At 59.0% G+C, this 21,748-nt stretch carries 18 protein-coding genes; 13 read left to right on the top strand and 5 right to left on the bottom strand.

Annotated features, from left to right (window positions below; all coding sequences use genetic code 11):
* Positions 1 to 44 precede the first annotated feature (44 nt).
* On the top strand, positions 45 to 536 hold the full coding sequence (locus DQ393_RS23275) for a DUF2306 domain-containing protein (RefSeq protein WP_112344108.1): 492 nt from the start codon (positions 45 to 47) through the stop codon (positions 534 to 536).
* 93 nt (positions 537 to 629) lie between these two features.
* Positions 630 to 1,550 carry a KPN_02809 family neutral zinc metallopeptidase gene (ypfJ, locus tag DQ393_RS23270; protein ID WP_112344084.1) on the top strand — a complete coding sequence of 307 codons (921 nt, stop codon included), beginning with the start codon at positions 630 to 632 and terminating at the stop codon, positions 1,548 to 1,550.
* Positions 1,551 to 1,601: 51 nt separating this feature from the next.
* Here ypfJ and DQ393_RS23265 read toward each other — a convergent pair whose 3' ends face one another.
* Positions 1,602 to 2,594, bottom strand: coding sequence for an aldo/keto reductase (locus tag DQ393_RS23265; protein WP_112344083.1), 993 nt, complete (start codon positions 2,592 to 2,594; stop codon positions 1,602 to 1,604).
* A 121-nt stretch (positions 2,595 to 2,715) separates the two neighbouring features.
* Between DQ393_RS23265 and DQ393_RS23260 the strand changes: the two genes are divergently transcribed.
* The 4 genes from DQ393_RS23260 (at position 2,716) to DQ393_RS23245 (ending at position 7,251) form a co-directional block, all read left to right on the top strand.
* The gene (locus DQ393_RS23260; RefSeq protein WP_112344082.1) at positions 2,716 to 3,627 is read left to right on the top strand and encodes a LysR family transcriptional regulator; all 912 of its coding nucleotides are present in this window, start codon (positions 2,716 to 2,718) and stop codon (positions 3,625 to 3,627) included.
* Positions 3,628 to 3,787: 160 nt separating this feature from the next.
* Positions 3,788 to 5,044 (top strand): TCR/Tet family MFS transporter, encoded by a 1,257-nt coding sequence (locus DQ393_RS23255; RefSeq protein WP_112344081.1) that lies wholly within the window; start codon positions 3,788 to 3,790, stop codon positions 5,042 to 5,044.
* 149 nt (positions 5,045 to 5,193) lie between these two features.
* Positions 5,194 to 6,591, top strand: a complete 1,398-nt coding sequence (locus tag DQ393_RS23250; RefSeq protein ID WP_112344080.1) for an MATE family efflux transporter — start codon at positions 5,194 to 5,196, stop codon at positions 6,589 to 6,591.
* Positions 6,592 to 6,678: 87 nt separating this feature from the next.
* On the top strand, positions 6,679 to 7,251 hold the full coding sequence (locus DQ393_RS23245) for an EVE domain-containing protein (protein ID WP_112344079.1): 573 nt from the start codon (positions 6,679 to 6,681) through the stop codon (positions 7,249 to 7,251).
* A gap of 113 nt (positions 7,252 to 7,364) precedes the next feature.
* On the opposite strand, the gene carA is transcribed toward DQ393_RS23245, so the two are convergent.
* Entirely contained in the window at positions 7,365 to 8,573 is a 1,209-nt protein-coding gene (gene carA / locus DQ393_RS23240; protein ID WP_112344078.1) for a glutamine-hydrolyzing carbamoyl-phosphate synthase small subunit, read from the bottom strand.
* A gap of 298 nt (positions 8,574 to 8,871) precedes the next feature.
* On the opposite strand from carA, the gene DQ393_RS23235 reads away from it, so the two are divergent.
* On the top strand, positions 8,872 to 9,324 hold the full coding sequence (locus DQ393_RS23235; protein WP_112344077.1) for a GatB/YqeY domain-containing protein: 453 nt from the start codon (positions 8,872 to 8,874) through the stop codon (positions 9,322 to 9,324).
* Here DQ393_RS23235 and DQ393_RS23230 read toward each other — a convergent pair.
* Both DQ393_RS23230 and DQ393_RS23225 read right to left on the bottom strand, forming a co-directional pair.
* On the bottom strand, positions 9,299 to 10,261 hold the full coding sequence (locus DQ393_RS23230) for a hypothetical protein (RefSeq protein ID WP_245430436.1): 963 nt from the start codon (positions 10,259 to 10,261) through the stop codon (positions 9,299 to 9,301). The two genes, DQ393_RS23235 and DQ393_RS23230, sit on opposite strands and share 26 nt — an antisense overlap.
* 295 nt (positions 10,262 to 10,556) lie before the next feature.
* On the bottom strand, positions 10,557 to 10,790 hold the full coding sequence (locus tag DQ393_RS23225; RefSeq protein WP_112344075.1) for a hypothetical protein: 234 nt from the start codon (positions 10,788 to 10,790) through the stop codon (positions 10,557 to 10,559).
* A gap of 569 nt (positions 10,791 to 11,359) precedes the next feature.
* Here DQ393_RS23225 and dnaG point away from each other — a divergent pair.
* Complete coding sequence (dnaG, locus tag DQ393_RS23220; RefSeq protein WP_112344074.1) at positions 11,360 to 13,348, top strand: DNA primase; 1,989 nt, start codon at positions 11,360 to 11,362, stop codon at positions 13,346 to 13,348.
* A 7-nt stretch (positions 13,349 to 13,355) separates the two neighbouring features.
* Positions 13,356 to 15,236 carry a DNA helicase RecQ gene (gene recQ, locus DQ393_RS23215; protein WP_112344073.1) on the top strand — a complete coding sequence of 627 codons (1,881 nt, stop codon included), beginning with the start codon at positions 13,356 to 13,358 and terminating at the stop codon, positions 15,234 to 15,236.
* Positions 15,237 to 15,275: 39 nt separating this feature from the next.
* Here the strand turns inward: recQ and DQ393_RS23210 are convergent, their stop codons facing one another.
* Positions 15,276 to 16,046, bottom strand: a complete 771-nt coding sequence (locus tag DQ393_RS23210; RefSeq protein ID WP_112344072.1) for an SDR family oxidoreductase — start codon at positions 16,044 to 16,046, stop codon at positions 15,276 to 15,278.
* A gap of 262 nt (positions 16,047 to 16,308) precedes the next feature.
* Between DQ393_RS23210 and DQ393_RS23205 the strand changes: the two genes are divergently transcribed.
* From DQ393_RS23205 to tnpA, 4 genes are all read left to right on the top strand, one after another.
* Complete coding sequence (locus DQ393_RS23205) at positions 16,309 to 17,496, top strand: glycine C-acetyltransferase (RefSeq protein WP_112344071.1); 1,188 nt, start codon at positions 16,309 to 16,311, stop codon at positions 17,494 to 17,496.
* Positions 17,497 to 17,517: 21 nt separating this feature from the next.
* Positions 17,518 to 18,555 (top strand): L-threonine 3-dehydrogenase, encoded by a 1,038-nt coding sequence (gene tdh, locus DQ393_RS23200; RefSeq protein WP_112344070.1) that lies wholly within the window; start codon positions 17,518 to 17,520, stop codon positions 18,553 to 18,555.
* 450 nt (positions 18,556 to 19,005) lie between these two features.
* On the top strand, positions 19,006 to 21,066 hold the full coding sequence (gene rpoD / locus DQ393_RS23195) for an RNA polymerase sigma factor RpoD (protein ID WP_112344069.1): 2,061 nt from the start codon (positions 19,006 to 19,008) through the stop codon (positions 21,064 to 21,066).
* 174 nt (positions 21,067 to 21,240) lie between these two features.
* Positions 21,241 to 21,675, top strand: a complete 435-nt coding sequence (tnpA, locus tag DQ393_RS23190; RefSeq protein ID WP_112340015.1) for an IS200/IS605 family transposase — start codon at positions 21,241 to 21,243, stop codon at positions 21,673 to 21,675.
* The last annotated feature ends 73 nt before the right edge of the window (positions 21,676 to 21,748 follow it).

The following is a 21,748-nucleotide window of genomic DNA, read 5'->3' as shown; positions in this document are numbered from 1 at the left end:
ACACTATCGCGGAAAGGATCGGCAAACTCAACCGGATACAGATGATGACTCTCGAGCCGCTTCTCGATGCCCCGATCGCGATCCAAGTCCATGTCGCGGCCGTCATTCCCGCCGCCGTGCTCGGCGCCTATCTTCTGGCCAAGCCGAAGGGGACGCCGAGGCACCGTCTGCTTGGCAAGATATGGCTGGCCTTGATGGTGATCACGGCGCTATCGAGCTTCTTCATCCACCAGATCAACATGTTCTACGGCTTCAGCCCGATCCATCTGCTTTCGATACTCGTTCTCATCGGCTGCTGGAGAGCGATCGTCAACGCCCGCAAGCACAATATAGAGATGCATAAACGCGTCGTCGGAAGCCTGTATTTCGGCGGTGTTGTCGGGGCGGGCGCGTTCACGTTCATTCCCGGCCGCATCATGAACAGGATGACCTTCGACGGCGATGAAATTGCCCCACTCCTGATCGCGGCGGGTATAGGCCTCGCGCTTTTATGGCTGACGTCTAATGAAATATGGCGCCGTCGCCGTTTAAGCTGATGTTCTGTCGATAGCCAACTGGCTTTGTTACACTTCCTGGATATATAAATGCCTCAAGGGACTTTGATTTTAGGCATCGCCAGGAGGTGCACTATGGATTGGAAGGGGCGTCGGCAATCCGACAATATCGAGGACGAACGCGGCTCGTCGCCCATGAGCGGCGGCGGTGGCGGAGGCTTCCGGTTCCCGGGCGGCGGTATCGGCGGTGGCGGCCTGAGCTTCCGCACCATTATCGTGCTGATCGTGATCTTCCTGATCCTGAGAGCAATGGGCGTCGACGTCATCGGCCTGCTGCAGCAAAGCGGCATGCTGGAGGGTGGAGGTTCCGGATATCAGCAGAGCACCTCCAACAGCGGCGGCGGGGCTCAGCCGGCCAATGACGAGATGAAACAGTTCGTTGCGACCGTTCTTGCCGATACGGAGGACACCTGGAACGGCATCTTCAAATCGATGGGCCAGACCTATACCGATCCGAAGCTTGTGCTGTTTTCCGGCAGCTTCCCCTCGGCTTGCGGCCAGGCTTCGGCGGCCACCGGCCCCTTCTATTGCCCGAGCGACCAGAAGGTCTATCTCGACATGGCCTTCTTCAAACAGATGAAGGACCAGTTCGGCGCATCGGGCGATTTCGCGCAAGCCTATGTGGTCGCGCATGAAGTCGGCCACCATGTTCAGGATCTGCTCGGCATCCTGCCGAGGTTCAATCAGGCCCGCCGCACCATGAGCGAGGTGGATGCCAACAGGATGTCGGTGCGGATCGAGCTGCAGGCCGATTGCTTTGCCGGCATATGGGGCAAGTTCACGCAGCAGAAGGGCATATTGCAGGCTGGCGATCTCGAAGAGGCCTTGAACGCCGCGCAGCAGATCGGTGACGATACGCTGCAAAAGCGCACCCAGGGTTATGTCGTTCCTGACAGCTTCAATCACGGCACCTCGGCGCAGCGTATGAAGTGGTTCAAGCAGGGCTTTGATTCCGGCAAGCTCAGCGATTGCGACACGTTGAACAATCCGGTCTGATCTTGCTTGCCCGCTCCCGCGGGGTCGGCGAGCGGGCAAGCCTTTGGCGTGTTATCTCTCGCTGTCGAGATGCGTCAGCTGCGCTTCGGGGTAACGGCCCCCGGCGGCGGCATCTTTGGGAATCGCACGCTCGATCTCAGCCATATCGCTATCCGACAGGTCGACTGACAGCGCTCCCAAGGATTCCGTAAGGCGGTCGCGGCGGCGGGCGCCGATGACCGGCACAATCTCCTTGCCCTGGGCTGCGACCCAGGCGATCGCGATCTGAGCGACGCTGACGCCCTTCGCCTCGGCGATCTCTCGTAAAGCGTCCACGAGCTCCAGGTTCTTTTCGACGTTGCCGGCCTGGAAGCGCGGGCTTATCGTGCGGAAATCGCCTTTTTGGACATTATCCGTCTGCCAATGGCCGCTGATGAGGCCGCGCGCAAGCACGCCGTAGGCGGTAATGCCGATGCCGAGTTCGCGGCAGGTCGGCAGGATCTTGTCTTCGATGCCGCGCGATATCAGCGAGTATTCAATCTGGAGGTCAACGATCGGATTGATGGCAGCGGCGCGGCGGATCGTGTCGGCGCCGACTTCCGACAGGCCGATATGCCTGATGTAGCCAGCCTTAATGAGATCCGCCATCGCGCCGATCTGGTCTTCGATCGGTACATTCGGGTCGAGGCGGGCAGGGCGGTAGATGTCGATGTGATCGACGCCGAGACGCTGCAGCGAATAGGCGAGGAAATTCCTGATTGCCGCCGGCCGGGCATCGTAGCCGAGCCAGGCGCCGGCGGGATCACGCAAAGCGCCGAACTTGACGCTCAGCAGGAAATCATCCCGCCTCCGCCCTTTGATAGCTTCGCCGATCAGCATCTCATTGTGGCCCATGCCGTAGAAATCACCCGTATCGAGCAGGTTGATCCCGGCATCGAGCGCAGCATGGATGGTGGCGATGCTCTCAGCCCTGTCCGCTGGGCCATACATGCCCGACATTCCCATGCAGCCGAGGCCGAGCGCCGATACCTGCGGTCCGGTTTTTCCCAATTGATGTTTTTCCATCGTTGTTCTCCTGGTCGAAGGCGCGCCTCATTTCCGGAGGCCACTGTGATGGCGTTTTACTCTGCTGTGTTCTGTGCGATAATCCGAGTAAATCGAAACGGGCTGTTTGGAATTTCGCACAATGGATGACTTGCCGCTGGCCGATCTGGTTGCCTTCACCGCCGTTGCCCGCGAGCGCAGCTTTCGCGAAGCAGCGCGCAAACGCAGCGTCTCCGCATCGTCGCTGAGCGAAGCGGTGCGACGGCTGGAGGAGAAGCTGGCGGTGCGCCTGCTCAACCGTACCACTCGAAGCGTGACGCCGACGGAAGCCGGGGAGCGATTGATGGAGCGCCTGACGCCCGCCATGAGCGAGATCGCCGTCGCGCTCGATGATATCAACAGCTTTCGCGACAGCATAGGCGGGACCCTGCGACTGAATGTGCCGATCGTCGCCGCCATGGTCGTCATGCCCGACATCATCAGCCGTTTCCTGAAGGAGTATCCGGCAATATCAGTCGAAATCGTCGCGGAAGACAATTTCATCGATGTAGTCGCGGCCGGTTACGACGCCGGCATCCGTTACGACGAAAGGCTGGAAAAAGACATGATCGCCGTACCGATCGGCCCGCGACAGCAACGTTACGTGACTGCGGCGGCACCCGCCTACCTGGCCGCAAACGGCACGCCGCAACATCCGCGCGATATACTCGAACATCGCTGTATCCGTCATCGCTTCCAGAGTGGCTCGGTCGCGCCCTGGGAGTTCGAAAGGAGCGGGGAGACGATCATCATCGCGCCGCCGATGGTCATCGCGACGAATTCGATCGACATCGAGTGCCGCGCGGCTGCGGCCGGGCTCGGCATCATCAGAACCTTTCGGGAGTTTGTTGCGCCACAGATTACCAGCGGAGACCTCGTGGCTATCCTGGAGGAATGGGATACGGTCTTTTCCGGTCCGTTTCTTTATTATGCGAGCCGCCGGCACATGCCTGCACCACTGCGGGCCTTCGTCGACTTTCTGAATCACGAGCAGCGTCGCAGTCGCGGCAGTTAGTCGCTTTTGCTCTCAGGATCAAAAAAAGCGGTCGATAAATCAATAAGATTGAAGCGTTCACGGATTGTTTCTGCCAAAATCTTTATGTATTGGGGACGCTCCAGTTTTTCGTTCACGTTCTGTCTCTTTCATGGAGGCGGGGCCGCCAGAAGGCATCTCCATGATCGATCAAAAATTCGCTCGTCGAGGTCTGTTCCTCGTCTTCCTTATCCTCTTCCTCGACGTGATCGGCATTGCGATCATCATGCCGGTCATGCCGAAATATCTGGAAGAGTTGACGGGTGCGTCGGTCAGTGCGGCGGCGACGGAAGGCGGCTGGCTGCTGCTCGCCTATGCCGCCATGCAGTTCCTGTTTTCGCCCTTGATCGGCAATCTGAGCGATCGTTTCGGCCGTCGGCCACTGCTGCTGGCCTCCGTGCTGACATTCGCGATCGATAATTTCATCTGTGCGATTGCTGGTTCCTACTGGATGCTGTTCGTCGGCCGCATCCTCGCCGGCATCAGCGGCGCGAGCTTCTCCACCTGTTCGGCCTATATTGCTGACATCAGCAATGACGAGAACCGCGCGAAGAATTTCGGCCTGATCGGTATGGCTTTCGGTGTCGGCTTTGTTCTAGGCCCGGTCATCGGCGGCTTCCTTGGCGAGTTCGGGCCGCGTGTACCCTTCTATGGGGCAGCGGCGCTGGCGTTCCTGAATTTCGTCGGTGCCTATTTTCTGCTGCCGGAAACGCTGGATGCGAAGCACCGCCGGCCCTTCGAGATCGCGCGCGCCAATCCGTTCGGGGCGCTCAGGCAGATGCGGCGCTATCACGGCATCGGCTGGGTCTGTGTCGTCATGTTCCTGAATTGGCTGGCGCATGGCGTCTATCCGGCCGTCTGGTCCTTCGTGACGTCCTATCGCTATGATTGGAGCGAGGGCCAGATCGGCTTCTCACTCGCTGTCTACGGGATCGGTGCCGCCATTGCCATGGGTCTGGTACTGCCACGGCTGGTGCCTGTGCTCGGCGAGTGGAAGACCGCAGTGCTCGGAATGGTGTTTTCCTGTCTCGGCCTGATCGGCTACGCCGTTTCATGGCAAGGCTGGATGGTGTACGCAGTTATCGTCCTGACTGTCATTGAAAACGTCGCGGATGCGCCGCTTCGCTCCATCGCAGCCAGCAAGGTTCCGCCTTCCGCACAAGGCGAATTGCAAGGCGCACTCGGCAGCCTGACAAGCATTACCGCCATCGTCGGACCCGTGCTGTTCCCCTATCTGTTCCAATACTATACCGCGCCGACAGCGCCGGTGGTCTTTGCAGGGGCGCCCTTCATCATGGGTGCAATTCTCGTCGCGACGGGTCTGATCGTGCTTTTGACCAAGGTGCGCAAGACTGAGCCGAAAGTGGTTACCCAGTCGCAGGCGGGCGAGGCGGCCTAAAAATTCATCAGATATTTTGATGCTACGATGAATTCTTTAGCATTGTAGATTTGTCGGCTGGCTTTTTAGCGCCACACGCGATAAACCGACGAGCTTGCGCACCCTTGGGTAGGGCGGTTTGCGCGAACCCTAGCAATCGAGTTTTCGTGATGGATATGCCGGTAACTGCGCGCCCGTCCGCGCATGACAATGATAATTCGTGGTCTGCACATGTTCGCGCTACGCTTGCGCTGGGCATCCCTTTGATCGGCGCGCAGTTGGCGCAGCTCGGCATCAACACCACGGACGTCATGATTGTCGGCCGGCTCGGCGCCGAGCAACTGGCGGCAATGGTGCTCTCCGCGCAGTTTCTCTTCACGATTCTGATTTTCGGTTCGGGCTTTTCCATCGCCGTCGTGCCGCTGGTGGCGCAGGCCTATGGCAAGGGCGATGTTGCTTCCGTGCGCCGGGCTTTGCGCATGGGGCTTTGGGTCGTTACGGCTTACTGGATAGTGGCGCAACCCGCCTTTTTCTATTCCGAGCAAATCCTTCTGGCGGCGGGACAGAAGCCCGATGTCGCGAAACTGGCCAGCGGCTATATCGACATCGGCCACTTCGCCGTTTTGCCGGGGCTGCTCTACAATGTCATCCGGGCGCTGGTGAGCGCCATCGGGCGTGCCGGCATCATCCTCAAGGTTACCATCGCCATGTTGGTGATGAACGCCGTGCTTGCTTATATTCTGGTGCTCGGCCATTTCGGCTTGCCGGCCATGGGGCTGCATGGTGCGGCTATCGTTTCCGTTGTCGTACAGACGGCTGGTTTCCTTTTCATCGTCGGTTACGTTCAGAGCCACGAGGAAACGAGACGTTACGGGATTTTCGTCCGGTTCTGGCGGCCTGACTGGCACGCTTTGTGGGATGTCATCCGGCTCGGCTTTCCGATCAGCGTCACGGTTCTGGCTGAAGTCAGCCTGTTCACCGTTGCATCGCTGCTGATGGGCCAGATCGGCACGATCGAGCTCGCCGCCCACGGTATCGCTTTGCAGTGGGCCTCGATCGCCTTCATGATCCCGCTCGGACTCAGCCAGGCGGCGACCGTGCGCGTCGGTGTTGCGCACGGTCAGGGCGATCATCTCGGCCTGAAGCGCGCGGCAATCGTGGTGCTTATCGTTTCGAGCTGCATTGCGCTCTGCGGCAGCATCCTGTTTGCGACCGTGCCATCCTGGCTGGGAAGCTGGTTTCTTGACGTCACGTCGGCCGACGCGCCGAAGGTCCTTGCCTATGCGGCACCGCTGATCGTCGTGGCGGGCCTGTTCCAGCTTGTCGACGGGCTGCAGGCAATTGCCAGCGGTCTGTTGCGCGGGCTGAAGGACGCGCGCGTGCCGATGATTCTGGCACTGATCGCCTATTGGCCGATCGGCTTCTTCCTCGCCTGGCTATTGGCTTTTCCGCTCGGTTTCGGCGGTATCGGCATATGGTTCGGTTTCCTGCTTGGCCTTGCCTCGGCGGCGACGATGCTGTGCGCGCGTTTCTACGTGCTCGTGCGCTCCGAGAAGACTGCCAACTGATAACGGAATCTTGAATCGAGAGACTGCTGACAAAAATTGACAGCATGATCGTCTATAGTCGTCTCATACCAATGACGGGAGATGATCATGACATTCAATGCAAGCGATCGTATCGATGCCGCCTCTTTCCCGCGGGAAGATTCCTTTGATCAGGGCAAGATGGTTCGTCTTTTCCCATCTGCCAACGAGTCCCGCCAACGACCGGAGCCGGAGCGGAAATCCTATTGGCTGGCGGTCGCCAGCGCTGAGCACGTACGCATTGGTCGCAAGCATGGTTTCATGCAGGTGAACCACGGCAAGCGCGCTCCCTTGATGCGCATCAAGCCAGGGGACGGCATCGTCTATTATTCGCCATCCGTGAAAATGGGTGAGAAAGACGGCTTTCAGAGCTTTACCGCCATCGGCTTTGTCCGTGAGGGTGAGCCTTATCTTGGCGAAATGGGCTGCGGAAAGGCCTATCGCAAGGATGTGGACTGGCTGGATGCGCCCGAACAGCCGCTTCGCCCGCTTTTGGGCTGGCTTGATTTTACCCAGGACAAGAATTGGGGCTATAAACTGAGATTCGGCCTTGTCGAGTTCGGACAATCCGACTTCGAATTCCTCGAGGAAATCCTGATGAGCGAGCTTGAAGTGGTCAAGCAGCGCCGTCTGCAGGCCTGAGTTTCAGGAAGCCGATGTGACGAAAAGACCTCCCAATTTGACGCACGAAGAGAAAAGCCCCGGATTGATTATCAATCCGGGGCTTTTCGCATGTGATGAGGTGGTCGGCGCTATCAGGCGCGCTCAGCCAGGGCCGCTTCGCCCTTCTTTTCGCGCACCAGATTGATGAAGCGGCGGAAGAGGTAGTGGCTGTCCTGCGGACCGGGAGAGGCTTCCGGATGATGCTGCACGGAGAAGACCGGTTTGCCTGATACGCGCAGGCCGCAATTGCTGCCATCGAAGAGTGAAACGTGAGTCTCCTCAACGCCTTCCGGGAGCGAGTTGGAGTCGACCGCGAAGCCGTGGTTCATCGAGACGATCTCGACCTTGCCTGTGGTATGGTCCTTGACCGGATGATTGGCGCCGTGGTGGCCCTGATGCATCTTCGCGGTCTTGGCACCAAGCGCCAAACCGAGCATCTGATGGCCGAGGCAGATGCCGAAGAGCGGGATTTCGGTCTTCAGCAGATCCTGGATGACCGGAACGGCATATTCGCCGGTCGCGGCCGGATCGCCGGGGCCGTTGGAGAGGAAGACGCCGTCGGGCTTGAGGCCGAGGACTTCATCTGTCGAAGCTGTCGCCGGCAGAACGGTAACCTTGCAATCGAGGCCGGCAAACAGGCGCAGAATGTTGCGCTTGACGCCGTAATCGAGGCAGACGACGTGATATTTGGCGTCGTCGGCGCCGAGTTCGCCATAGCCTTCGTTCCAGACCCAAGGAGTCTGCGACCATTGCGAGGACTGACCGGAGGAGGCGACCTTGGCGAGGTCGAGACCTTCAAGGCCGCTCCAGGCCTTGGCGTCCGCCTTCAGCTGCTCGATATCGAAGACGCCGTTCGGATCATGAGCAATCACGCCATTCGGCATGCCGTTCTCGCGGATCCAGGCGGTCAGCGCGCGCGTGTCGATACCGCAGAGACCGATGATGCCGCGCGCCTTCAGCCACTGATCGAGGTGCTTGGCGGCGCGATAGTTTGAGGGGTCGGTGATATCGGCCTTGAAGATGACGCCGACGGCACCGTGGCGCGCAGCGGGTGTCAGATCTTCGATATCTTCATCGTTGGTGCCTACATTGCCGATATGCGGGAAGGTGAAGGTGACGATCTGGCCGAGATAGGAGGGGTCGGTCAGGATCTCCTCATAACCCGTCAGCGCCGTGTTGAAGCAGACTTCGGCCTGGACCTTGCCGGTCGCGCCGATACCCTTGCCTTCGATCACGGTGCCATCGGCAAGAACGAGGAGGGCGGTCGGCTTTTCAGTGGTCCATGGGGCTGTGGCGGTCATAGTCATCCCGTTTCCGGCGTCGAGCGCGGCCTTGAAGAGACCGGCGGTTCCGCCATGTTTGTAGCAAGGTGCAGCCGTCGACCGAGGTCGCGGCTTGAGATCTTCCTATCGATCTTATGTGCAGGTGATGGACATAGCTAAACAAGGCGAGCCGGTCAATGCGCGCTTTTGCTTTCCTGATAGGGAATTCGGGCTCTCGGGCGCAATTGCATTGATCGACACTGTTGGTCTAAGAGACAACAACATGACATGAGTGGCCGGGACGATCGTCGCCGGCCTGCTTCAAGGAGTTAAAGACATGATCCGCGAAACCCTTTCCAACGCCCAGAAGGACGCCATGAAGGCCAAGGACACGGCGAGGCTTTCGACCGTCCGTCTCATCCTTGCAGCCATCAAGGACAAGGATATCGCCAATCGCGGTCTCGGCAAGGAACAGGCGAGCGAAGACGAGATTCTGCAGCTGCTTGCCAAGATGATCAAGCAGCGCGAGGAATCGGTGAAGATCTATATCGATGGCGGGCGCCCCGAGCTGGCCGACAAGGAGCGCGAGGAAATCGCCGTCATTCAGGGTTTCATGCCGGAGCAGCTTTCCGAAGAGAAGGTGCGCGAGATTTGCGTCGCGATCGTTGCGGAACTCGGCGCGCACGGTCTCAAGGACATGGGCAAGTGCGTGGCCGCCCTGCGCGAGCGCTACGCCGGTCAAATGGATTTCGCGAAGGCTTCGGCTATCTTGAAGGAACTGCTGAAGTAAAATTCTGCTTCACCCTCGGCATGCCGGCCCGCCGCAGGCCGAGGGTGTTTTGCCATGCGGCGTCTATGATGGCGAATTTTCCCGCCTGATAATCGCAATATTCCTGGATGAAGCAGTTGGACAGCCAGAGCTGGCTCCGTCCCGAAGGTCCCATCCATCCGACGCTTTGCATCTTTATGGCCTTGTTCATGAGCCGTTTTGCATTGGTTCGGGAGATGAGGAAGCGGCTGCAGAGGTCGGTAAAGGCAACCCGCCCGATGATCGCTTTCTGCGTCGTCGGGTTGATCATCCCGACGCGGGAGATCAGATAGTCCATGATGATACCGCCCGAATTTGCCCAGGTGAACAGATCAAAGGTTTCTCCGGGACGGCGCAGGTCGTCACTTTCGATGATGCTGACGGAGATTTGGGGCTGCAGCAGGCCGATGAGTTCCGGTTGTTTGACAAACAGGGCGTTGCGTTTGCCGTCATCCAATCGATCCAGCACGGAAAGATGAATGCTGACCCATTTCGCAAGCTGATTCGCTGCGGCTTCCGTCGGCTGCATCGGCCGCGCCCGCCGATCGGCAGCATGCGGCAGATAGCGTAGGAAGCCGAGTGCCAGCATCTCCTGAATGAAGCTGAGCGCCGTATTGTGGCTGGCGATCTCATGCTCGACGATATAGTGGGCAAAACGGCTGGCATGTATGCCGGGCGGCCCGCCGTCGATGCCGCCGCAATAGAGGCCAAACCCGGCGAGCGCCATCAGCCAGCGCTGCTGCGAAGCAAAAACAGAGCATACACGCTGATTTTCATCATAAGTGGATATAATTTCTCTAGTATAACTGAGGATTTCCGCGAAAAAATCAGGGTCTTTGGCAAGTTCCTTTGCGGATAAAGACATGTATCCGTCTCCGTTGAACTGAGCAAATTCCAAAATGTCTGAGTAGATAATCATTAAGATCGCATATGCGCGGACAATAAAAGATATTCATCGCGATTGTCGCGTCAAGATACTCACGCATGCGGAACCAGAATGTTTCCGCAACGCATGTTCGTTGCTCTTGTTTCGTGAAATTGGAGAAGGCCGGAAATTAGAGAAGGCAGGAGCTGGGGGAGCTCCTGCCTTCTTGCGCTTTGCAGGCGTTTGATGACGCAGGGTGGGGCCCAAAAATCAAACGTCTTTTGCAAAGGCACTCAGGTGGGGCGGCGCCGGGGGTAGGGATGGTGCCCCACCTGAGTATCTGGTGAACTTATCTGAGGATCCTGACTTCCTGGGGCAAGGCTAATGCCTGCGATGGTAGTCCGGACATTTGAATCTTTACGCCTGCCGTGAGAGCAGGAACTTTCATATCTGCCGGCAACTGATATCCTGCGCCTGCGTAGAGCACATTCTTGTCGTGAGCGCCGCCGGTCATCGTGGCCGAGCTATAGGTCGCTGTGGCGAAGACGGCTGCGGCTGCCAAGGGTACGATCAGAATGCGCATTTTCCTCTCCTAAACTGAAAGCCCGTACCTGTTGGCTTCCCGTTCGTCAGAGCGTCTCGGCATGTCGCGTCACGAAGCAGTTTCTTCGCCGGCTTGTCTCGCCCTGTGAGAAGAACGCTATTGCGCCGCACATCAACAATCAAATTACAAAAAAATAATGTTTGGCTTACGAACAATGCCCAAAATGCGGCGCCGGAGAGTGTCGCCCATGCGCAGCTCCTTTGCATCTATTGATTGTCGATCATGTGGATTTTGCTTGCGCTTATCGACTTCAAACTGTCCAAGCCTTTGCTTTTTCGCGTATTTTCGTGCACAAAGCGGTTACCAAGTTGGTCACAGAGAGGTCGACTCGCTCCTTGCGAAGAAAGCAATTGCATTATCGTCCGCACGCCGAAGGAGACATTTGAAGCGGCCAAAGACAAGGTAAAACCGCGCATTACTTCACGGAGTTGTGATTGCGAGCGGGTAAGGCGATCATCGGTAAGGGCCTGTGAATACCGTGGGTGGATATCCAGGTAGCGTGGCAATGCCTTTCATTCCTGTTTATATGGGTCAAGCCAGAGGTAGCCATGCGATTTTCAAATACGTTTCTCGATGAGATTCGCGACCGCGTTTTGATCTCGGACGTGATCGGCCGTCGTGTGACCTGGGATCGGCGCAAGACCAATGTGCCGCGCGGCGATTACTGGGCCTGCTGCCCCTTCCATGGTGAGAAATCACCGAGCTTTCACTGCGAGGATCGCAAGGGACGCTATCATTGCTTCGGCTGCGGCGTGACGGGCGATCACTTCCGCTTTCTCACCGAGCTGGAGGGCTTGAGCTTTCCGGAAGCGGTGCAGCAGATTGCCGATATGGCCGGCGTTCCGATGCCGGTTGCCGATCCGATGGAGGCGAAGCGTGAGAAGGAACGCACGTCGCTGCTCGACGTCATGGAGATGGCGACCCAGTTTTTCCAGGATCAGCTGCAGACAGCCAATGGAGCGCGGGCGAGGGCTTATTTGCGCGATCGCGGCCTCAGCGGCCGGACCATCGAGACCTTCCGCCTCGGATATTCGCCCGATAGCCGCAACGCCCTGAAGGAGCATCTCGCCGGCAAGGGCGTACTGAAGGAGCAGATGGAGGCCTGTGGCCTTGTCGTGCACGAGAACGTGCCGGTCTCCTATGACCGGTTCCGCGACCGCATCATGTTTCCGATTCTCTCTTCCAGAGAAAAGGTGATCGCCTTCGGCGGCCGCGCCATGTCGCCGGATGCGCCGGCAAAATACTTGAATTCCAACGAGACCGAGCTCTTTCACAAGGGCAACGTACTCTATAATTTCACGCGCGCGCGCCGTGCTGCCCAAGGCAATGATGGTGCCGGCACCATCATTGCCGTCGAAGGCTATATGGATGTCATCGCGCTGTATCAGGCGGGTGTCGAGAATGCGGTTGCGCCGCTCGGCACGGCACTGACCGAGAACCAGCTCGATCTCCTTTGGAAGATGACGCCGGAGCCGGTTCTTTGTTTCGATGGCGATGGTGCCGGCATCCGTGCCGCCAATCGTGCCGCCGATCTGGCGCTGCCGCATATCAAGCCGAACCGCACCGTGCGTTTTGCGCTGCTGCCCGATGGCAAGGATCCCGACGATCTCGTCCGGCATGACGGGCGCGCGCCGTTCGACAAGGTGCTGGCGCAGGCAAAGCCGCTTGCTGAGCTCATCTGGACGAGGGAAGCCGGCAGCGGCACGTTCGAGACGCCTGAGGCGCGGGCGGAGCTGGAAGCGCGGTTGCGGCGCATCGTCTCCGTCATCACGGATGAGGATGTCCGCCGCCACTACCAGCAAAACATGCGGGAGCGGCTGAATGGGTTGTTTCAGCCGCAATTCCAACGAAACAGCGGCCAGCAGGTGCGCGGCTTTTCGCGTGATGGTAACGGCCGCTCTTTCGGCGGTCGCGGTGGGCAGGCGCGCGGCGCTCCCCCAATGCCGACGACGGCATCCGATCGTCTGGCCCGCTCGGCCATGATCACGGGGCATCAGGATATTCCGAGCCTTCGCGAAAGCGTGCTCGCCTTGACCATCGTCAATCATCCGCCGCTGTTGCAGGACGAGTACGACGAGATTGCTGCGATCGACTACGAGAGCCGCGAATTGCAGCGCCTGTGGTCGGCGGTTCTCGGCATCGCTGCCACCATGGTCGGCCCGCAATTCGTCCGCGAACGATTGGTCGAGCAATTGGAGGAGCAGGGCTTCGGCGCCTTGCTGAAGAGCCTCGACCAGCAGGTCCGCAATGCCCGGCTGTGGACGGCAACCGAGGAGGCGGCCATGGAAGATGCGCGCGAAGGCTACCGCCAGGCGCTCGCGCTTCACAAGCGTTCCAAGGCGCTCCGTTGGCACAAGATCGAATTGCAGGGCGCGATTGCCGAAGCAACGGAAGACGGCGACGGCGAGCTGATCGAGCAGCTGATGCGCGCCTTGCAGGAGGTTCAACTCGAAGCGATAAGGCTGGAAAACCAGGAAGCGATCATCGATGGCTTCGGCGTGCTCTCCGGTCGCGTCAAAGGTGCCGCTGGAAAATAGGGAATAGATGCCTCAGCCTGAAAGACAAGAGCCGCGATTTTCCGTAGACGACGCATTGTTCGCCGAGCATACCGCTGTGCCGGCGCCGCTCGATGTCCTGAAGCGCGTTTATGGCTATTCCGCCTTTCGCGGCAAGCAGCAGCAGGTGGTCGAGCATGTCGTCTCCGGCGGCGATGCGGTCGTGCTGTTTCCGACCGGTGCCGGCAAGTCGCTGTGCTTCCAGATTCCCGCGCTTTGCCGCGATGGTATCGGCATCGTCGTCTCGCCGCTGATTGCGCTGATGCGGGATCAGGTGGAGGCGATGAAGCAGCTCGGCATCCGGGCGGCCGCCTTGAATTCATCCCTGTCGCGCGAGGAGGCGAGCGAAGTCTATCGGGCCATTTCCGCCGGCAAGCTCGATCTGCTTTACGTGACGCCGGAACGCATCGCGACGGAAGGTTTCTGCCAGATGCTCGGCCGGGCCAGGATCGCGCTTTTTGCGATCGATGAGGCGCATTGCGTCTCGCAATGGGGGCATGATTTCAGGCCGGAATATCGCGATCTCGGTAGGCTTGCCGAGCTTTTTCCCGGCGTGCCGCGCATCGCGCTGACGGCAACGGCCGATCCGCATACCCGCGACGACATCATAGAGCGGCTGGCGCTCGGCGATGCCAAGGTCTTCACCACCAGCTTCGACCGCCCGAACATAACCTACGAGATTGTCGAGCGCGATCAGCCGCGCCAGCAATTGCTGCGTTTTCTCGACGGCCACCGCGGCGATAGCGGCATCGTCTATTGCCTCTCGCGCGCCAAGGTCGAGGATACCGCCGAGTGGCTGAACGGACAGGGCGTCCGCGCGCTTCCCTATCATGCCGGCATGGATCGAGCGCTTCGCGACGCCAATCAGGATGCCTTCTTGAAAGAGGAAGACCTGTGCCTCGTGGCGACGGTCGCCTTCGGCATGGGCATCGACAAGCCGAATGTGCGCTATGTCGCCCATCTCGATCTGCCAGGGTCGGTGGAGGCGTATTATCAGGAGACGGGCCGCGCCGGGCGCGATGGGCTGCCCTCCAACGTCTGGATGGCCTATGGCATGGCCGATGTCATTCAGCGCCGGCGGATGATCGACGAGGGTGGCGCATCAGAGGAGATCAAGCGTGTCGAGCGGGCGAAGCTCAATGCGCTGCTTGCCATTTGCGAAACGGCCGGCTGCCGGCGGCAGTCCATCCTTGCGCATTTTGGCGAGGCCCACGGTGGCGCTTGCGGTAATTGCGATACCTGCCTCAAGCCTGTCGAGACCTGGGACGGGACGGAAGCGGCGATCAAGGCGCTCGCCGCCGTCTATCGCACCGGCGAACGTTTCGGTACCGGCCATGTCATCGATGTGTTGATGGGAACGGTCAACGAAAAGACCGAGCGCTTCGGCCATGTCGACATGCCGGTTTTCGGCGCAGGCAAGGATATTCCAGGCCGTACCTGGCAATCGATCTTCCGCCAATTGCTGGCGAACGGGTTCATCAGCATCGACCACACGGCCTTCGGTGCCATGAAGCTCGAGGAGCAGGCGAGGGCCGTCTTCAAGCGCGAGCGGCAGGTCTTCTTCCGCAAGGATCGGCCCGAAACGGGCCGTCGCGGCAAGAAGGCGGGACGACCGGAGAAGCAGGCACACGGGCTTTCCGGCGAGGCACAGGCGCTGTTCGATGCGCTGCGGGCCGAGCGTACCCGGATCGCCAAGGAATTGGGCGTCCCGCCTTACGTTGTTTTTCCGGATACGACACTGATCGCCTTTGCGACGGAGCGACCGAAAAACCATAAGGCGCTTCTCGGGATTTCCGGTGTCGGTCAGTCAAAACTCGAGCGCTACGGCGATGCGTTCCTTGCCGTGCTCTCGGATTTCATCAGTCGTTGATCTCTTGCGGCGGAGCGTGCCGGCCAGACGGTTTGGCAACTACATGCGCACCGTCATGCCGCCATCGACGGTCAGGACATGGCCGTTGACGAAGGATGCGGCGTCGCTGGCGAGGAACAGCGCAGCACCCGCAATCTCGTCCGGACGTCCCCAGCGCTGAACGGGGATGCGTTGGCGTACGATGGGCATCAGATCTTCGTTCGCGACCATGGCCGCATTGGTTTCCGTTGCGAACCAGCCTGGCGCGATGGCATTGCTGGTGATGCCGTGAGGGCCAAATTCCACAGCCATGCTGCGCACAAGGCCTGTCAGTCCCTGCTTGGCGGCGGGATAGACACAGTCGCCAGGCATGACGACCTGCCCGCTGATCGAGGTAACCGAGATAAGCCGCCCATGATTGTTTCGCTTCATCAGGCGGGCGGCATCGCGTGAGAGCATGATCGAGGCGGCGAGATCCGTGTTGAGCAAGGCGAAGATCGCCTCGTCGTCGAAGTCGGCCAGTGGGCGCCTGTCGCGCGCACCGACGTTGTTGATCAATATGTCGAGCCGGCCGTGATTTTTCTCGATGGTGTTGATCGCCGCGCGCCGTGCTTCGCGATCGGCAATATCGAAGGCGGCGGCTTCCGCCGAGCCGTCTCTCGCTCGGATCGTCTCCACGGCTACATTGAGTGTGGCTGCGGTTCGTCCGTTGATGATGACGTGAGCGCCGGCATCGGCGAGCGCCTGCGCCATCTCAAACCCCAGGCCACGTCCGCCTCCGGTGATGAGGGCAACCCGTCCTGCGAGGGAGAATCTTTGGAATATGCTCATGGCTCTCCCTTATTTTCAGACCAACGCCAATCTGCTGTAAAATATTGGACTGAGTCAAGTAATTTTTGCGATGAGTACCAACGAGGCCTGGCTGTAAAGTTGCGTGTATTCGGTCTGCTTTGATAGATAATATCGAAACTGTGTCCTATCGCGCGGACGTCACGGCCCTGCGCATTTTTGCCGCTGCCGGATGCAGCAACAAGCCGGATCCTATGTTATTCCTTGATTAATTAGGCCCTTTGACCAGCACCGGAATGCGACCATGACTTCAGCGTTCATATCCCATTTGCGCAACGAACTTCTCGGCCTGAAAGAAGCCGGCCTCTATAAGGCCGAGCGGGTCATCACCTCCAAGCAGGCCGGCGAAATCGCCGTGCTTGGTGGCGCGCGCGTCCTCAATTTCTGCGCCAATAACTATCTTGGCCTCGCCGATAATGAGGAACTTGCCGAGGCCGCGAAGAAGGCGCTCGACCGCTACGGATACGGCATGGCCTCGGTGCGCTTCATTTGCGGCACACAGGAAGAGCACAAGCAGCTCGAGGCACGGATTTCAGCTTTCCTCGGTATGGAGGCGACGATCCTCTATTCCTCTTGCTTCGACGCCAATGGCGGGCTGTTCGAAACGCTGCTTTCGGAAGAAGATGCCATTATCTCGGATGCCCTTAATCATGCCTCGATCATCGATGGCGTGCGGCTCTCCAAGGCAAAGCGTTTCCGCTATGCCAACAACGATATGGCGGCTTTGGAAGAAGAACTGAAGAAGGCCGAGGGCAGCCGCTTCAAGCTGATCGCGACCGACGGCGTCTTTTCCATGGACGGCATCATTGCCAATCTCGGCGGCGTCTGCGATCTGGCGGAAAAATACGGCGCGATGGTCATGGTCGATGACAGCCATGCAGTTGGCTTCGTCGGCGCGCATGGCCGGGGATCGGCCGAATATTGCGGTGTCGAAGGCCGGGTGGATATCATCACCGGCACGCTCGGCAAGGCGCTCGGCGGGGCGTCCGGGGGCTATACGTCTGCGAGAGGCGAGATTGTCGAATGGCTTCGGCAGCGTTCGCGTCCCTATCTGTTCTCGAACACCTTGGCGCCTGTCATCGCAGCTGCCTCGCTGAAGGTCTTCGATCTGATTGAAAACGGCGCTGACTTGCGTGCGCGTCTTCAAGACAATGCCGAACTCTTTCGCCGTGAGATGAGCAAGCTCGGTTTCACGCTTGCCGGTGCCGATCACCCGATCATCCCGGTCATGCTCGGCGATGCGAAGCTCGCGCAGGACATGGCGGCTCTCATGCTGCAGAAGGGCGTATACGTCATCGGCTTTTCCTTTCCCGTGGTGCCGAAGGGGCAGGCGCGCATCCGCACGCAGATGTCAGCCGCCCACTCGAAGGCCGATGTCGAAAAGGCGATCGCAGCCTTTGCGGAAGCCGGAAAAGAACTCGGAATCATTTGAATTGGTTGGAGAGAACCGATCATGTCGAACATGATGAAAGCATTGGTCAAATCCAAGCCGGAAGTCGGATTGTGGATGGAGCATGTTCCGGTTCCGGAAGTCGGGCCGAACGATGTCCTGATTCGGGTCAGGAAATCGGCGATCTGCGGCACGGATGTCCATATTTGGAACTGGGACCAATGGGCGCAGAAGACTATCCCTGTGCCGATGGTCGTCGGCCACGAATTCTGCGGCGAGATCGCCGAGATCGGTTCGGCCGTGACGAAATATCATGTCGGCGAGCGCGTCTCGGGTGAAGGTCATATCGTTTGCGGCAAATGCCGCAACTGCCGGGCGGGCAGGGGCCATCTCTGCCGCAACACGCTCGGCGTGGGCGTCAATCGCCCCGGCTCTTTCGGCGAGTTCGTCTGCATTCCCGAATCCAACGTCGTGCCGATTCCCGACGATATCCCGGATGAGATCGCCGCGATCTTCGATCCGTTCGGCAATGCGGTCCACACCGCGCTCTCCTTCGATCTGGTAGGCGAAGATGTGCTCGTCACCGGCGCGGGGCCGATCGGCATCATGGGGGCGATGGTCGCCAAGCGCTCCGGCGCGCGCAAGGTCGTCATCACCGACATCAATCCGAACCGGCTGGCGCTCGCCCGCAAGGTCGGCATCGATCACGTCGTCGACGCCTCCAAGGAGAATCTCGCCGATGTCATGAAATCCATCGGCATGACCGAGGGTTTTGACGTCGGTCTGGAAATGTCGGGCGCCGCTCCCGCCTTTCGCGACATGATCGACAAGATGAACAACGGCGGCAAGATCGCCATTCTTGGCATTGCACCAGCCGGTTTCGAGATCGACTGGAACAAGGTCATCTTCAAAATGTTGAATCTGAAGGGCATCTATGGTCGCGAGATGTTCGAGACCTGGTACAAGATGATCGCCTTCGTGCAGGGCGGTCTCGATGTATCGCCGGTCATCACCCATCGTATAGGCATCGATGATTTTCGCGATGGCTTCGAAGCCATGCGTTCAGGCAATTCCGGCAAGGTTGTAATGGACTGGAATTGATGCCATTTGAACCCATTTCCGGCGGCGGCAATACCTGCCGATGCCGGAAATGTGAGGCTTTGTTCAGTATGCTCTTGTCATCGCGCGGGGACTTCCTAAATACGGGAAGCAATTGATTATGGCGCGTCAGGGCCTGTGGATAAGGCTTTTTCGCGCATTTAACGGGCTTTTTTGCTGGAAAAGCTTGACGAGAACTAAAATTCTGGGAATCACCGTTTAACTTCGGAAAGAACGGTAAACTGGAGCAAGCGGATCACCTAATATCATGGCCGGAAATCCAAACGCAATCCAGCTTTGCACTCCGGTGGCGGTGATCGTGGTTAATCGGGCATTAAAGGTCATTCCGTTAGGTGTTCGTCGGTGAATCGCGGCTGGTGCAGGGCGCGCCAGTCAGAGTGAATGTTTCACCGCGTGTAAGTTTGCAGCGTCAGGGAAAGCGACGATATAGAGATGGCAACCAAGGTCAAAGAGAACGAAGAAGCTGAAGTCGAACGCGACGGCACCTCCGACGGCCCGCTTCTCGATCTTTCCGATGACGCGGTCAAGAAGATGATCAAGGCCGCGAAGAAGCGCGGCTACGTGACGATGGACGAGCTCAATGCCGTCCTGCCGTCCGAAGAGGTGACGTCCGAACAGATCGAAGATACGATGGCTATGCTCTCCGATATGGGCATCAACGTCATCGAAGATGAGGATGTCGAAGAGGCAGGCGCCGCAGCAAGCGACGACGACGATGCCGGCGGCGATGACGACAGCGAGGGCGGCGAACTCGCTCCCTCCACGGGTTCTGCGCTGGCCACTGCCAAGAAGAAAGAGCCGACCGACCGAACGGACGACCCGGTGCGCATGTATCTGCGCGAAATGGGCTCCGTGGAGCTTCTGTCGCGCGAAGGCGAAATCGCGATTGCCAAGCGCATCGAGGCCGGCCGCGAAACCATGATCGGCGGCCTCTGTGAGAGCCCGTTGACGTTCCAGGCGCTGATTATCTGGCGCGACGAACTCAACGAGGGCACGACGCTGCTGCGCGAGATCATCGATCTCGAAACCACCTATTCCGGTCCCGAGGCCAAGGCTGCGCCGCAGTTCCAGAGCCCCGAGAAGATCGAGGCTGACCGCAAGGCAGCCGAGGAGAAGGAAAAGGCACGCCGCGGCCGCGCTCCTTCCGGCGACGACGACATCACCAATGTCGGCGGTGAAGGTCTACCGATCGAGGAGGAGGAAGAGGACGAGGACGAATCCAACCTCTCCCTCGCTGCGATGGAAGCCGAGCTTCGTCCGCAGGTGATGACGACGCTCGACATCATCGCCGAAACCTACAAGAAGCTGCGCAAGCTGCAGGACCAGCAGGTCGAGCAGCGCCTGTCGGCCTCCGGCACTCTGTCGTCCGCACAGGAACGTCGCTACAAGGAACTGAAGGATGAGCTGGTCAAGTCGGTCAAGTCTCTGTCGCTGAACCAGAACCGGATCGATGCCCTCGTCGAGCAGCTCTACGACATCAACAAGCGCCTCGTTCAGAACGAAGGCCGCCTGTTGCGTCTTGCTGAATCCTATGGCGTCAAGCGCGACAGCTTCCTGGAACAGTATCAGGGTGCCGAGCTCGATCCGAACTGGATGAAGTCGATCGGCAATCTGGCTGCGCGCGGCTGGAAGGAATTCGCCAAGGCCGAGAACACCACCATTCGGGATATCCGCCAGGAAATCCAGAACCTTGCGACCGAAACCGGCATTTCGATCTCGGAATTCCGCCGCATCGTTCACATGGTGCAGAAGGGTGAGCGCGAAGCGCGCATCGCCAAGAAGGAAATGGTCGAGGCCAATCTGCGCCTCGTCATCTCCATCGCCAAGAAGTACACGAACCGCGGCCTGCAGTTCCTCGACCTCATTCAGGAAGGCAATATCGGCCTGATGAAGGCGGTCGACAAGTTCGAATATCGCCGCGGCTACAAGTTCTCGACCTACGCCACCTGGTGGATTCGCCAGGCGATCACCCGCTCGATCGCCGACCAGGCCCGCACCATCCGCATTCCGGTGCACATGATCGAAACGATCAACAAGATCGTTCGCACGTCGCGCCAGATGCTGCACGAAATCGGCCGCGAGCCGACGCCGGAAGAACTGGCCGAAAAGCTCGCCATGCCGCTCGAAAAGGTGCGCAAGGTGCTGAAGATCGCCAAGGAGCCGATCTCGCTCGAAACGCCTGTCGGTGATGAAGAGGATTCGCATCTCGGCGATTTCATCGAGGACAAGAATGCGCTTCTGCCGATCGACGCCGCCATTCAGGCGAACCTGCGCGAAACGACGACCCGCGTTCTGGCATCGCTGACGCCGCGCGAAGAGCGCGTTCTGCGCATGCGCTTCGGCATCGGCATGAACACCGACCACACGCTTGAAGAAGTCGGCCAGCAATTCTCGGTCACCCGCGAACGTATCCGCCAGATCGAGGCCAAGGCTCTGCGCAAGCTCAAGCATCCGAGCCGCAGCCGCAAGCTCAGGAGCTTCCTCGACAGCTGAGTTGCGTCGACAGCTTGTGAAATCAGGCCCGGTTCGCGAAAGCGAGCCGGGCTTTTCTTATATCGATAAATAAACCTCCACCTACGGTGGAGGACTGGACGAGTTCTACACGGTAGTTGAGAGACCTCCTGCTTGAACCGCTGGGGTGGCCCAGACTTCGAACAAGGAGGTTTTATGGATGAGCAAACGCTCTCGCATGCGACGTGGGACTGCAAGTATCACATTGTTTTTGGCAGCAAATACCGCACGAAAAGACTTTACGGGGACGTGCGGCGTGAGTTGGGAGAACTCTTGCGTCGGCTGGCACAGCAGAAAGGCTGCCAGATCGAGGAGGGTCATCTGATGCCCGACCATGTGCATATGTTGATCTCGATCCCGCCGAAATACTCGGTTTCGCATATTGTCGGCTTCTTGAAGGGCAAGACGGCCCTTTACGTAGCGAACAAATATGCGCGCAAGCGCCGCTACAAAGGGTATCACTTTTGGGCACGCGGGTATTTCGTATCGACGACGGGCTATAACGAGCAGGTCGTCAGACAATATATCCGTAATCAGGAAAAGGCCGACAAAGCTTCCGACTTTGCCGACCTCTTCAATCGTAGCTACTAAGCGCTAACAATACCGCTTCTAGCGGTTCAAGCGCAGCGTTTCAAACCTCCACCTCTGGTGGAGGTCATGACTT

Source organism: Martinezella tropici (genome assembly GCF_003287875.1).
In the GTDB taxonomy this organism is placed as follows: Bacteria; Pseudomonadota; Alphaproteobacteria; order Rhizobiales; family Rhizobiaceae; genus Rhizobium; species Rhizobium tropici_C.
This window is presented reverse-complemented; position numbering and strand designations above follow the sequence as displayed.

Bases quoted from the DNA above. Each gene is read 5' to 3' on its own strand.
- DQ393_RS23275 (WP_112344108.1), top strand. From the start codon at position 45: ATGACTCTCGAGCCGCTTCTCGATGCCCCGATCGCGATCCAAGTCCAT.
- ypfJ (WP_112344084.1), top strand. From the start codon at position 630: ATGGATTGGAAGGGGCGTCGGCAATCCGACAATATCGAGGACGAACGC.
- DQ393_RS23265 (WP_112344083.1), bottom strand. From the start codon at position 2,594: ATGGAAAAACATCAATTGGGAAAAACCGGACCGCAGGTATCGGCGCTC.
- DQ393_RS23260 (WP_112344082.1), top strand. From the start codon at position 2,716: ATGGATGACTTGCCGCTGGCCGATCTGGTTGCCTTCACCGCCGTTGCC.
- DQ393_RS23255 (WP_112344081.1), top strand. From the start codon at position 3,788: ATGATCGATCAAAAATTCGCTCGTCGAGGTCTGTTCCTCGTCTTCCTT.
- DQ393_RS23250 (WP_112344080.1), top strand. From the start codon at position 5,194: ATGGATATGCCGGTAACTGCGCGCCCGTCCGCGCATGACAATGATAAT.
- DQ393_RS23245 (WP_112344079.1), top strand. From the start codon at position 6,679: ATGACATTCAATGCAAGCGATCGTATCGATGCCGCCTCTTTCCCGCGG.
- carA (WP_112344078.1), bottom strand. From the start codon at position 8,573: ATGACCGCCACAGCCCCATGGACCACTGAAAAGCCGACCGCCCTCCTC.
- DQ393_RS23235 (WP_112344077.1), top strand. From the start codon at position 8,872: ATGATCCGCGAAACCCTTTCCAACGCCCAGAAGGACGCCATGAAGGCC.
- DQ393_RS23230 (WP_245430436.1), bottom strand. From the start codon at position 10,261: ATGATTATCTACTCAGACATTTTGGAATTTGCTCAGTTCAACGGAGAC.
- DQ393_RS23225 (WP_112344075.1), bottom strand. From the start codon at position 10,790: ATGCGCATTCTGATCGTACCCTTGGCAGCCGCAGCCGTCTTCGCCACA.
- dnaG (WP_112344074.1), top strand. From the start codon at position 11,360: ATGCGATTTTCAAATACGTTTCTCGATGAGATTCGCGACCGCGTTTTG.
- recQ (WP_112344073.1), top strand. From the start codon at position 13,356: ATGCCTCAGCCTGAAAGACAAGAGCCGCGATTTTCCGTAGACGACGCA.
- DQ393_RS23210 (WP_112344072.1), bottom strand. From the start codon at position 16,046: ATGAGCATATTCCAAAGATTCTCCCTCGCAGGACGGGTTGCCCTCATC.
- DQ393_RS23205 (WP_112344071.1), top strand. From the start codon at position 16,309: ATGACTTCAGCGTTCATATCCCATTTGCGCAACGAACTTCTCGGCCTG.
- tdh (WP_112344070.1), top strand. From the start codon at position 17,518: ATGTCGAACATGATGAAAGCATTGGTCAAATCCAAGCCGGAAGTCGGA.
- rpoD (WP_112344069.1), top strand. From the start codon at position 19,006: ATGGCAACCAAGGTCAAAGAGAACGAAGAAGCTGAAGTCGAACGCGAC.
- tnpA (WP_112340015.1), top strand. From the start codon at position 21,241: ATGGATGAGCAAACGCTCTCGCATGCGACGTGGGACTGCAAGTATCAC.